This is a genomic window from Amycolatopsis rhabdoformis, from assembly GCF_035918295.1.
In the GTDB taxonomy this organism is placed as follows: domain Bacteria; phylum Actinomycetota; class Actinomycetes; order Mycobacteriales; family Pseudonocardiaceae; genus Amycolatopsis; species Amycolatopsis rhabdoformis.
This window is the reverse complement of record NZ_CP142149.1, coordinates 3,376,321-3,387,605: the sequence shown is the minus strand read 5'-3', so window position 1 is coordinate 3,387,605 and position 11,285 is coordinate 3,376,321. Positions and strand designations below refer to the sequence as shown.

General features: G+C 71.6%; 9 protein-coding genes. 4 read left to right on the top strand and 5 right to left on the bottom strand.

The features are described from left to right. The first annotated feature begins 77 nt into the window (after window positions 1-77). The 3 genes from VSH64_RS15345 (at window position 78) to VSH64_RS15335 (ending at window position 1,953) form a co-directional block, all read left to right on the top strand. Complete coding sequence (locus VSH64_RS15345) at window positions 78-584, top strand: hypothetical protein (RefSeq protein ID WP_326836268.1); 507 nt, start codon at window positions 78-80, stop codon at window positions 582-584. Window positions 585-769: 185 nt separating this feature from the next. Beyond that, window positions 770-1,123, top strand: coding sequence for an STAS domain-containing protein (locus VSH64_RS15340; protein ID WP_326836267.1), 354 nt, complete (start codon window positions 770-772; stop codon window positions 1,121-1,123). Window positions 1,124-1,554: 431 nt separating this feature from the next. Beyond that, window positions 1,555-1,953 carry an SPW repeat protein gene (locus VSH64_RS15335; protein WP_326836266.1) on the top strand — a complete coding sequence of 133 codons (399 nt, stop codon included), beginning with the start codon at window positions 1,555-1,557 and terminating at the stop codon, window positions 1,951-1,953. A gap of 398 nt (window positions 1,954-2,351) precedes the next feature. On the opposite strand, the gene VSH64_RS15330 is transcribed toward VSH64_RS15335, so the two are convergent. Together VSH64_RS15330 and VSH64_RS15325 are read right to left on the bottom strand one after the other, a co-directional pair. Further along, complete coding sequence (locus VSH64_RS15330; RefSeq protein ID WP_326836265.1) at window positions 2,352-3,737, bottom strand: DNA polymerase ligase N-terminal domain-containing protein; 1,386 nt, start codon at window positions 3,735-3,737, stop codon at window positions 2,352-2,354. 50 nt (window positions 3,738-3,787) lie between these two features. After that, the gene (locus VSH64_RS15325; protein WP_326836264.1) at window positions 3,788-4,537 is read right to left on the bottom strand and encodes an SRPBCC family protein; all 750 of its coding nucleotides are present in this window, start codon (window positions 4,535-4,537) and stop codon (window positions 3,788-3,790) included. 121 nt (window positions 4,538-4,658) lie between these two features. Here VSH64_RS15325 and VSH64_RS15320 point away from each other — a divergent pair, with 121 nt between their 5' ends. Then, on the top strand, window positions 4,659-6,407 hold the full coding sequence (locus VSH64_RS15320; protein ID WP_326836263.1) for a pyruvate dehydrogenase: 1,749 nt from the start codon (window positions 4,659-4,661) through the stop codon (window positions 6,405-6,407). Window positions 6,408-6,583: 176 nt separating this feature from the next. On the opposite strand, the gene VSH64_RS15315 is transcribed toward VSH64_RS15320, so the two are convergent. The 3 genes from VSH64_RS15315 to VSH64_RS15305 form a co-directional block, all read right to left on the bottom strand. Beyond that, window positions 6,584-8,473 (bottom strand): ABC transporter ATP-binding protein, encoded by a 1,890-nt coding sequence (locus VSH64_RS15315; RefSeq protein ID WP_326837957.1) that lies wholly within the window; start codon window positions 8,471-8,473, stop codon window positions 6,584-6,586. A 116-nt stretch (window positions 8,474-8,589) separates the two neighbouring features. Continuing rightward, window positions 8,590-10,323, bottom strand: a complete 1,734-nt coding sequence (locus tag VSH64_RS15310) for an ABC transporter ATP-binding protein (RefSeq protein WP_326836262.1) — start codon at window positions 10,321-10,323, stop codon at window positions 8,590-8,592. Window positions 10,324-10,420: 97 nt separating this feature from the next. Next, window positions 10,421-11,077: a TetR/AcrR family transcriptional regulator gene (locus VSH64_RS15305; RefSeq protein ID WP_326836261.1), complete on the bottom strand. Its 657-nt coding sequence runs from the start codon at window positions 11,075-11,077 to the stop codon at window positions 10,421-10,423. Window positions 11,078-11,285: the final 208 nt, after the last annotated feature.

Below are 11,285 nucleotides of genomic sequence, written 5' to 3'. Positions count from 1 at the left end.
AGTCGCACCGGCCAAGCCGGGAGGTCGCCCCTCCGGCAGCCGGTCCGACCACCACAGTCCCCACGAGGAGGCAAGTCATGCGTGTTCCTCCGATGCTGCCCCGGGCAGCGGTCGGACTGGTCGCCACGGCGGCCATGACGGTGCTCGGCACGGCAGCGGCGTCGGCCGCGCCCGGCGTGACGAAGCTGTCGCAGTCCGCGGCCGCGTCGCAGCTGTCGGCGGCGGGTGTCACGCACTCGTCCAGCGGCGGGTGCACCACCCGGTCCAACTCCACCTGCACGTCGTTCGAGCAGATCAACCAGACCACGGTGAGCGGCGTGATCACGCTGAAGCGCGCCAGCGGGTGCGCCATCAACATCACCGGGGGCACCGAGGTGGGCCACGCCTCGGGCACCTACAGCCACTACAACGGCTACAAGGTCGACATCTCGCACAACAGCTGCGTCGACGCCTACGTCAAGAACAACTTCTCCTACATCGGCCTGCGCGGCGACGGCTACCCGCAGTGGCAGGCGCCCTCGAGCAACCTCTACTGCGACGAGGGCAACCACTGGGACATCACCTACTACACGAGCGGCGGCTGAGGCCCACTTTCCGCGGCCGGCCGGGGACTGCCCACCACTGAGGGCGATGGGCAGTCCCCGGCCCGGCCCAGCAGCACCGATCACCGGTTCGTGGCCTGATTGTCACCGAGGGTGACGGGTGAGGTCGCCCACCTGCGCGTCGCGCGGGGGTTGACCGTGCTGGGGGAGCGCGTACCGTCAGCCCAATGCCCCAGCGCAGAGGGGATTCCGGTCTCACCCTCCTGACCACCGTCCGCGACGACGACCTCGTGCTCGTCACCGCCGCGGGCGAGATCGACGCCGCCTCGGTCGGCGACTTCCGGACGGTGCTGGCCGAAGCCTGCGTGGTCGGCGACCGGCTCGTGGTCGACCTCTCGCGCGTCGGCTTCCTCAGCTGCGCCGGCCTGCGCGTGCTGGAGGAAACGAGCCGCACGCGCCCCGGCTTGTCCGTGGTCGCGACCGGCCGGCTGGTGCTGCGCGTCTTCGACGTCACCGGCACCACCCAGGCCCTCGACGTGCGGCCGCGCCTCGTGGACGCCTGCGCGGCCGCGCGCGCCTGACCTTCCGCCGCCTCGTGGATGGCTGCGCCCGCCGCTCGCGCCTGACCTCCGGCCGGCTCGTGGATGCCCGCGCTTGACGTTCCGCCGCCTCGTGGTCGCCTGCGCCTGGCCGGCCGACGACTCGTGGCCCGCCCACGCCTGACCGGCCGCGCCTCGTGGACGCCTGTGCGGCCGCGCGCGCCTGGCCGGCCGCCGACTCCGTGGATGCTTGCGTGGCCGCTCGCGCCTGACGGGCCGCCGACTCCGTGGATGCTTGCGTGGCCGGTCACGCCTGACGGGCCGCCGACTCCGTGGATGCTTGCGTGGCCGCTCGCGCCTGACGGGCCGCCGATCGGGTGGAGATCACCCGCACCCGTGCGAGCCGACCCGATCTTGGGTACTCCACCCGTGAACCCGACCAGGTTTCCTCGACCAGGAAAAGGTGATCCGGGATGTCCACCACGACCGAACGCACCGGCGCGAACGGCGCCGTCGGCGCCCTCGTCGGCGGTGCCGCGGGACTGGCGGTGCTGGCCGGCCTGTACTTGATCATCGGCCCGTGGCTGGCCCGCTTCGGCGGCGCGGCCGAGCTCGCGATCAGCAACACGGTGGCGGGCCTGGCCATCATCGTCCTCGCCGCCGTCCGGGCGCGCACGACCCGCCCGCAGGCCCTCACGTGGGTGCTGCCGGTGCTCGGTGTCTGGGCCGCGGTGTCCCCGCTGGTCCTGCGCTACGGCGACGAAACGGCCCCCTCCACGGGAGCGCTGGCCGGCAACATCATCGCCGGCGTCGTGGTGCTGCTGGCCGGTGTCGCGCTGTGCCTGCGCCGTCCCGCCGCTGGGGCACGCTGAGCAGCAGCAGCTTGCGCGGATTTCGGTCCGCGCCGCGTCCTCTGCGGCGAGCGAGTCGCACTGAGCGCGCGTCGGACGCGGTGACCGGCAAGGCCGATGTCCGTGCGTTGGTGCTGGTGGCCGGTGTTGCGCGGCGCCCGCCCGCCAGCGGTGCTTGCTGAGCAGCTGAGCCGGCGCGGCGCGGTGTTCCGTCTGCGCGACCTCCGCGGCCGGCACGGGCTGCACCGAGCGCGCGTCGGGCGCGCTGATTCGCACCCTCGTCGCCGGTGAGGTGTTGTCGGCGGGCTCGGCGTTGTGGTTGCGCCGACCGGCCCACCGGGCTCGGTGGGCCGGCCGCGTCGGTGTGGTGCGGACCTGGACCGCACGCTCCCGCGCATCTGCGTGCCCGCGCCGCCCCGCTATCCGGGCTCGCTGAGCAGGCCGCGCCAGCGAGGTGCGGAGTTGGGCCCGTGCACGACCTCCGCGGCGAGCACCGGGCGCACCCACCGCGCGTCCGGGTGGGCCGGGGCGTCGGGGAAGGGTGGCTGGGGCTGCGCGAGCTGGGCGAGGAGGCCGGTCAGGGCGCCGAGGTCGTGCTCGGTGAAGCCGACGCCCACGCTGCCCGCGTAGCGCAGGCCCGCGCCGTCCGGGACGGCCAGCAGCAGGGAGCCGAAGGTGCCGGCGCGGCGGCCGCCGCCGGGGCGCCAGCCGGCGATGAGGACGCGGCGTACGTCGGGGGCGGCGACGAAGAGCCAGTCCGTGTTCGCGCGGCCCGGGCGGTAGGGGCTGGTGCGGCGTTTCGCGAGCAGGCCGGGCAGTCCGTGGTCGCGGGCGGCTCGGGCGACCGCGCCGCCGTCGCCGAAGTGTGCGGCGGGGACCTGCCAGTGGTCGCCGGTGAGGCCGAGGTCGTCGAGCAGTGCGCGGCGCTCGACGTAGGGCCGGTCCAGGCGCGAGCGGCAGTCGAGGTGCAGCACGTCGGAGACGAAGAAGAACGCCGGGTGCCGGTGCACGAGCCGCCGGGCGCCGTCCGCGTCGGCGTCGGTGCGGCGGCGCAGCCCGATCGGGTCCGGCCTGCCGTCGGCGAACACCACGATCTGCCCGTCCAGCAACGCTTCCGTGGAGCCGAGCTGCGCGCCCAGACCGCGCAGCTCGGGGTAGCCGGCGGTCACGTCGGCGCCGGTCTCGTCGAGGACGGTGGCCCGCGCGCCGCTCACCCGCACCAGGGCGCGGCGGCCGGGCCAGGCGAACTCGTAGGCCCACTCGTCGTCCTCGGCGGTGGAGGGCATGCGGCCGGGCCGCACGGGCATCGGCGCGAGGAACCGCGGCGTGTCCTCGTGGCCGGGCTCGGCGGGGTCGAGGCGGCGCAGGCGCCAAGTGTCGGCGTCACCGCTGTCGCGGCCCAGTTCGTAGCGGCCCCGCAGGCGCTCGCCGTGCAGCACGAACTCGATGCGGTGCTCGTGCCAGTGCACCGGCTCGTAGCGGCCGCGGTCCCAGATGGCGACTGTGCCCGCGCCGTACTCGCCGGCCGGGATCTCACCGGCGAAGTCGGCGTAGTCCACCGGCTGGTCGTCGATCGGGATGGCGAGCCGGGCGCGGCCGGGCAAGCGGGGCAGGCCACGCGGAACGGTCCACGACCTGAGGACCCCGTGGCGCTCCAGCCGGAAGTCCCAGTGCACCTGGCTCGCCCGGCGTTCCTGGACCACGAACACCCCACCGGCCGGGACAGCCGGGGGAGGAGCGAGGGCCGGTTCGGTGGCCTGGCCGAGCGCGCGTCGGCGCCGGCGTTCGGCGAGTTCGTCCGCCATCGCAGGCGTGGCACCCCCGTCCCTTCGGGCGCGCCCACTTTAGCGCCCGCTCAGGCGAGCACGCTCTCCAGCCACGCCTGCCAGGCCTTGTTCTCCTGGTCGACCTCCGCGTCGGCGGCGAACAGGTGGTGCCCGACGGCGATCGGCATCCCCATCGCCGAGCGCTCGTGGAAGCGGTAGAGCGCGTCGGCCGTGCGGATGCCCGCGTAGTGCGGGGTCGTGTAGTCGAGGATCCCGTCGATCGCACCGACGCCGTCGACCGTGAACCGCACCGGCTGCCCGATCTCGGGCTTCGCGGGCAGCCCCAGCGCGCTGATCAGCTTCGACCACGCGTCGGGCGAAGCCGACGACTCCGGGCCGCCGGCGAGCACGAACCGCGCGCGCCGGCCGGGGAAGAACTCCAGCAGCTGGCCGAGCGTGTGCAGGTACATGTCCCAGCCGCGGCCGAAGCCCTCGTGGTACTCCTCGCCCCAGTCCTGCGCGGTGAAGCTGTGGTGGACGAACCGCAGCACCGACGTGCCGCCGGCGGCCGCCTCCACGAGGAACTCGAACGCGTCGAAGCTGCCGTCGGGGGCCGCTTCGCCGCGGTAGGCGAAGCGGCGCGGCGGCTCCCAGGTGGTGATCTCGGCTTCGCTGGTGAACTCGCCCATGGTGAAGCGGACGCGCCGGGCCGGCGCGTCGACCTCGTGCTTGCCCATGAACCACGAGTCGATGCCCGGTCCGGTGGCCACGGCGTCCCACACCGCCTCCGGTGACGCGGGCAGCTCGACCTGCTTGGCGACCTCGAACTCGTGGGTCATGACCGGTTCCTCCTCACCTGACGGAAAACCCACCGTGTCATTGACAAGAATAGTTGTCAAGGGTGCGGCGACGGCTCCGGGGAGGTGCCAGACTGCGGGGGACCGAGGGAAAGGACCGCTCATGGCGACCGTGGCCGACCAGTTGATCGACGTTCTCGTGCAGTCCGGTGTGCGCCGCATCTACGGGGTGGTGGGCGACAGCCTCAACCCCGTGGTCGACGCCGTGCGCCGCACCGGCGGCTCGGCGCGCGGCGGGATCGACTGGGTGCACGTGCGCAACGAGGAGGCCGGCGCGTTCGCCGCGGCCGCCGAGGCCCAGCTCACCGGGGAGCTCGCCGTGTGCGCGGGCAGCTGCGGCCCCGGCAACCTGCACCTGCTGCAAGGCGTTTACGACGCGCACCGCTCGGGCGCGCCGGTGCTCGCGATCGCCTCGCACATCCCGTCGACGCAGATCGGCACCGGCTTCTTCCAGGAGACGCACCCGCAGCAGCTGTTCGCGGAGTGCTCGCACTACTGCGAGCTGGTGAGCAGCCCCGAGCAGATGCCGCGCCTCGCGCGGATCGCCGTGCAGAACGCCGTGGGTCGCCGCGGTGCGGCCGTGCTGGTGCTGCCCGGCGACGTCTCGCACGAGTCCGCCGTGAACCCGACCGGCGTGTCCGCGCCGCTGGGCACCCCGCCGGCGATCGTGCCCGCCGCGGCCGACGTCGACCGGCTCGTGGAACGGATCAACAGCGCCGAAAAGGTGATGATCATGGCCGGCGCGGGCTGCCGCGACGCCCACGAAGACCTGCTCGCCCTGGCCGACACGATTGGCGCGCCCGTGGGACATTCCTTGCGGGGCAAGGAGTTCGTGCAGTACGACAACCCGTTCGACGTCGGCATGAGCGGCCTGCTCGGCTACGGCGCCTGCTACGACGCGATGCACGAGGCCGACCTCGTGCTGCTGCTCGGCACCGACTTCCCGTACGACACGTTCCTGCCGCAGCGCAACACCGTGCAGGTGGACATCGACCCGGCCCGGATCGGGCGCCGCTCGGTGCTCGAATTCGGGGTGCTGGGCGACGTCGGCGCCACGATCCGCTCCGCCCTGCCACGGTTGCGCCGCAAGGAGGACCGCTCGTTCCTGCACGCCATGCTGCACAAGCACGAACGCGGCCTGCAGCGGGTGGTCGACGCCTACACCAGCGACGTGGCCCAGCGCGTGCCGCTGCACCCCGAGTACGTGGCCGACATCCTCGACGAGGAGGCGGCCGACGACGCGGTGTTCACCGTGGACACCGGCATGGGCAACGTGTGGGCGGCCCGCTACGTCACGCCCAACGGCCGGCGCCGGATCATCGGCTCGTTCGTGCACGGCAGCATGGCCAACGCGCTGCCCCACGCGATCGGCGTGCAGTCGGCCGCACCGGGCCGGCAGGTCGTGGCGATGTGCGGCGACGGCGGCCTGGCGATGCTGATGGGGGAGCTGCTCACGCTGAAGACCCACGCGCTGCCGGTGAAAGCCGTGGTGTTCAACAACTCCTCGCTCGGCATGGTGAAGCTCGAGATGCTCGTGGACGGTCTGCCGGAGTTCGGCACCGACCACGACTCGGTCGACTTCGCCGCCATCGCGCGTGCGGCCGGCCTGCACTCGCGCCGCGTGGAGAAGCCGGCCGACGTGCGCGAGGGCATCCGCGAGATCCTCGACCACGACGGCCCCGCGGTGCTCGACGTGGTGACCGACCCCAACGCGCTGTCGATCCCGCCGAACATCACCGCGGCCCAGGTGCGCGGCTTCGCGCTCGCCGCGAGCCGCACCGTGCTCGGCGGTGGCGTCGGCAAGATGCTGCAGCTGGCGAAGTCCAACCTGCGCAACGTGCCCCGCCCCTGAACCACGGCACCGGACCAGGAGCTCTGAAACACGGGCGCTGAAAAACCCGCCCAGAAAGCAAAATCCTGGCCCTCGGCCCACGAACGCCCGGCCCTCGAACACCCGGTCCTCGAACGCGAGCGGGGCGGTGCCACAGGAACACCTGCGGCACCGCCCCGGTCGAGGACCCGGGTGGGTCAGTCCGTCTCGGCCATCGCCTCGGCGAACTGCGCCGCGTACAGGCGGGAGTACGCGCCGCCCGCGTGCAGCAGGGTCTCGTGGTCGCCCTGCTCCACGATGCGGCCCGACTCCATCACGAGGATCACGTCGGCGTCGCGGATCGTGGACAGGCGGTGCGCGATCACGAAGCTCGTGCGGCCCTGGCGCAGCGAGTTCATCGCGCGCTGGATCAGCACCTCGGTGCGGGTGTCCACGGAGCTGGTCGCCTCGTCGAGGATGAGGATGGCCGGCTTCGCGAGGAACGCCCGCGCCACCGTGATCAGCTGCTTCTCCCCGGCGCTGACCGTGCCGCCCTCGTCGTCGATCACCGTGTCGTAGCCGTCGGGCAGCGTGCGCACGAACCGGTCGACGTAGGTCGCCGTGGCGGCCTCCACTACTTCGTCGTGGGTCACGTCGTCGGCGCCGTAGGCGATGTTCTCCTCGATGGTGCCGCCGAAGAGCCACGCGTCCTGCAGGACCATGCCGGTCTTGTCGCGCAGGTCCTCGCGGTCCATCTTGGCGATGTCCACGCCGTCGAGCGTGATGCGCCCGTTGTCGATCTCGTAGAACCGCATCAGGAGGTTGACCAGCGTGGTCTTGCCGGCGCCGGTGGGCCCGACGATCGCGACCGTCTGGCCCGGCTCCACCGTGAGCGAGAGGTCCTCGATCAGCGGCGTGTCCTCGAGGTAGCGGAAGGACACGTCGTGGAACTCGACCTTGCCGTGGACCACGGCCGGGCGCTCGGGGCGCTCCGGCTCGGGTTCCTGCTCCTTCGCGTCGAGCAGCGCGAACACGCGCTCGGCCGACGCGACACCCGACTGCAGCAGGTTCGCCATGCTCGCGATCTGCGTCACCGGCTGGCTGAACTGGCGCGAGTACTGGATGAACGCCTGCACGTCGCCCAGCGTCAGGCTGCCCGACGCCACCCGCAGCGCGCCGATCACGGCGACCAGCACGTAGTTCAGGTTGCCGATGAACATCATCGCCGGCTGGATCGTGCCGGAGATGAACTGCGCCCGGAAGCTCGCGTTGTACAGCGTGTCGTTCTGCTCGCGGAACATCGCCTCGGCCTCTTCGCGCCGGCCGAAGACCTTCACCAGCGAGTGGCCGGTGTACATCTCCTCGATGTGCGCGTTGAGCTTGCCGGTGGTGGCCCACTGCTTGATGAACTGCGGTTGCGCGCGCTTGCCGATCTTCGCCGCGATGAACACCGACGCGGGCACGGTGAGCAGCGCGATGATCGCGAGCAGCGGTGAGATGAGGAACATCATCACCAGCACGCCGATCACCGTGAGCACCGAGGTCACGATCTGCGCCAGCGTCTGCTGCAGCGACTGCGCGAGGTTGTCGATGTCGTTGGTGACGCGGCTGAGCACCTCACCGCGCGGCTGGCGGTCGAAGTAGCGCAGCGGCAGCCGCGCGAGCTTCTCCTCGACCTCGCGGCGCAGCGAGTAGACCGCGCTCTGCACGAGGCTCGTCGTGAGTCGGGCTTGGATCAGGCCGAAGAACGACGCGACCACGTACAGCGCCAGCACGAGCAGGAGTACCTGGCCCACGGCCGTGAAGTCGATGCCCTGGCCCGGCACGATGTCCGCGCGCTGGAAGATGTCCGCGAGCGTGGTGTTGCCCTGCGCCCGCAGGCCGGCGACCACCGCTTCCTTCGTGGCGCCGGCCGGCAGGTTCTTGCCGATCACGCCCGCGAAGATCAGGTCGGTGGCGCGCGCGAGGATCTTCGGCCCGATCACGGTGAGCGCCACGCTCAGCGTGCCGAGCACCAGCACGCCGATCAGCTGCGCCTGTTGCGGTCGCAGCAGGCGCAGGAGCCGGCCCAGCGACCCCTTGAAGTCCATCGCCTTCTCCGGCGGCATGCCGCCGGCCATGAACCGCCCCGGCCCGGCGGCCGGCGCGACGTTCTTGTTGCGCGCGGTCGTCGGCCTCTCGCCGACCTCCGTCGCGACGTTGCTGCTGGCGGGCGTTTCCTCGCTCACGCTGCCTCCTGCTCGGTCAGCTGCGAAAGCACGATCTCGCGATACGTTTCGTTGCCGTCCATCAGTTCGTGGTGGGTTCCGCTGCCCACGACCTGGCCGTCGTCGAGCACGACGATCCGGTCGGCGCCGCGGATGGTGCTCACGCGCTGCGCGACGATGACCACCGTCGCGTCGCGGGTTTCGTCGGTCAGCGCGCGGCGCAGGGCCGCGTCGGTCGCGTAGTCCAAGGCGCTGAACGAGTCGTCGAACAGGTAGATCTCCGGTTTGTGCACCAGCATCCGCGCGATCGCGAGCCGCTGGCGCTGGCCGCCCGACACGTTGGTGCCGCCCTGGGCGATCGGTGCGGCGAGCCCTTCGGGCATGCGCTCCACGAAGTCCTTGCCCTGCGCCACTTCCAGCGCGTGCCAGAGGTCCTCGTCGGTGGCGTCCGGGTTGCCGTAGCGCAGGTTGCTGGCCACGGTGCCGGCGAACAGGTACGGCTTCTGCGGCACCATCCCCACGGCCTTGGCCAGCAGGACCGGGTCCAGCTCCCGCACGTCGATGCCGTCCACTCGCACGGTGCCGGCGGTGGCGTCCATCAGCCGCGGCACGAGGTTCAGCAGCGTGGTCTTGCCGCTGCCGGTGCTGCCGATCACCGCGGTGGTCTCACCGGGCCGCGCGATCAGCGAGATGTCGCGCAGCACCGCCTTCTCCGCGCCGGGGTAGCAGAACTCGACGCCGGTCAGCTCCAGCGTGCCGTGCACGCGGCCGGGGGAGACCGGCTTCAGCGGCGGGCGCACGCTCGACTCGGTGTCCAGCACCTCGGAGATGCGCTCGGCGCTCACCTCGGCGCGCGGCACCATCATGAACATGAACGTGGCCATCATGACCGACATCAGGATCTGCAGCAGGTAGGCCAGGAACGCGGTGAGCGCCCCGATCATCATGTCGCCGCTCTCGATGCGGTGCCCGCCGAACCACAGCACGGCGACGCTCGAGACGTTGACCACCAGCATCACCGTGGGGAACATCAGCGCCATCAGGCGGCCGACCTTCAGCGACACCGCGAGCAGCTCGTCGTTGGCCTGGCCGAACCGCTCGCGCTCGCGCTTGTCGCGCACGAAGGCGCGGATCACGCGGATGCCCATGATCTGCTCGCGCATCACCTGGTTGATCTTGTCGATGCGCACCTGCATGAGCCGGAACGCCGGGCGCATGCGCGCGATGATGATGCCGACGGCGATGGCCAGCACGGGCACGATCACCAGCAGCAGCGACGAGAGCGGCACGTCCTGGTTCAGCGCCAGCACGATGCCGCCGACGCACATGATCGGCGCCGACACCATGAGCGTGAGCGTCATCAGCACCAGCATCTGGATCTGCTGCACGTCGTTGGTGGTGCGGGTGATGAGCGAGGGCGTGCCGAACTGGCCGACCTCGCGGGCCGAGAAGTCCTGCACCCGGTGGAACACCGAGGCGCGCACGTCGCGGCCCAGCGACATGGCGGTGCGCGCACCGAAGTAGACGGCGCCGACCGAACCGGCGATCTGCACCAGCGTGATCAGCAGCATCATGCCGCCGACCCGCATGATGTACCCGGTGTCGCCCTTCACCAGCCCGTTGTCGACGATGTCGGCGTTGAGCGTGGGCAGGTACAGCGCGGCGATCGTCTGCACCAGTTGCAGCACGATCACCAGCCAGATGGTGGCGCGGTAGGGGCGCAGATGACTGCGCAACAGGCGGATCAGCACGGGTCGGTTCTCCCCCAGGGTGGTGTTCTGTGGTGGTGTGTCCGGTTCGGACGGTTCAGCCGGTTCAGTTCTGGCGTGGTGCGGTGGTTCGGGCGGTTCACGACGCTGCGGGGCGTTGCGCCGTGGTGCCGGCGGCGGCCGCGGTGAGGGCGGGCATGCCCGCGGCCGCCTCCCGCAGCAGGTTCACGAACGTGGGCAGGAAGTTCGCGTCGGACCCCGACGACAGCCACGTGTGGAACGAGATGCGGAAAGCGCTCTGTACGATCCCCGCCAGCATCCTCGCGTGCAACGGATTTGCTTCGCTGCCCGCCCGCTCGGCCACGGCTTCGGCCAGCACGCGCTCCACGGTGGCGTGGGCGCGCAGCATTTCCGCGAAGAGCCCGGCGTTGCGCAGCATGTCGCGCATGCGGCGCACGTCCTCGCGCTTCGGCGCGCCGTCGCGCGAAGCCTGGATCACCGCGGCGTTGATCACGGCGTCCCACAGCGGCTCGCTCGCCGGGCGGGCCCGCAGCGCCTCCCGGATCCGCTCCTGCTGCGCGACGATGAACGAGCAGACGGCCTCCTCCTTGCTGGAGAAGTAGTTGTTGAACGTGCGCGGCGAGACGCCGACCTCGTTCGCGATGTCCTCGACCCGCACCTGGTCGAGCCCGCGTTCGAGCGCGAGGCGCAGCGCCGCGGTGCCCAGTGCCTGCCGGGCCGCCTGCTTCTTGCGTTCGCGCAGCCCGAGCTCGGGTGCCGCGGATTCGGGGGACATGCGCACCAGCGTAGCAAAAGTGCGGGGCGCGCAATAATCTGCGTGCCCCGCACTTTTACGCGCGCGGCGAACGCGGGTCGGCGGCTACCCCGGGTGACCGGCGCCGCCGGGTCGTCGCAGGTCAGGATGGGCCGGTCGGGACCCGCGCCGACCGGCGGGACTGTCGGGATCGGATGATCCGGGCTACGGTAGTTACCGAGCGTGAGGT

What these genes read in the sequence shown, in the direction of transcription:
- VSH64_RS15330 (WP_326836265.1), bottom strand. Translation starts at nt 3,737, where the DNA reads ATGGCGGACGAACTCGCCGAACGCCGGCGCCGACGCGCGCTCGGCCAG.
- VSH64_RS15340 (WP_326836267.1), top strand. Translation starts at nt 770, where the DNA reads ATGCCCCAGCGCAGAGGGGATTCCGGTCTCACCCTCCTGACCACCGTC.
- VSH64_RS15345 (WP_326836268.1), top strand. Translation starts at nt 78, where the DNA reads ATGCGTGTTCCTCCGATGCTGCCCCGGGCAGCGGTCGGACTGGTCGCC.
- VSH64_RS15325 (WP_326836264.1), bottom strand. Translation starts at nt 4,537, where the DNA reads ATGACCCACGAGTTCGAGGTCGCCAAGCAGGTCGAGCTGCCCGCGTCA.
- VSH64_RS15335 (WP_326836266.1), top strand. Translation starts at nt 1,555, where the DNA reads ATGTCCACCACGACCGAACGCACCGGCGCGAACGGCGCCGTCGGCGCC.
- VSH64_RS15315 (WP_326837957.1), bottom strand. Translation starts at nt 8,473, where the DNA reads ATGCCGCCGGAGAAGGCGATGGACTTCAAGGGGTCGCTGGGCCGGCTC.
- VSH64_RS15320 (WP_326836263.1), top strand. Translation starts at nt 4,659, where the DNA reads ATGGCGACCGTGGCCGACCAGTTGATCGACGTTCTCGTGCAGTCCGGT.
- VSH64_RS15305 (WP_326836261.1), bottom strand. Translation starts at nt 11,077, where the DNA reads ATGTCCCCCGAATCCGCGGCACCCGAGCTCGGGCTGCGCGAACGCAAG.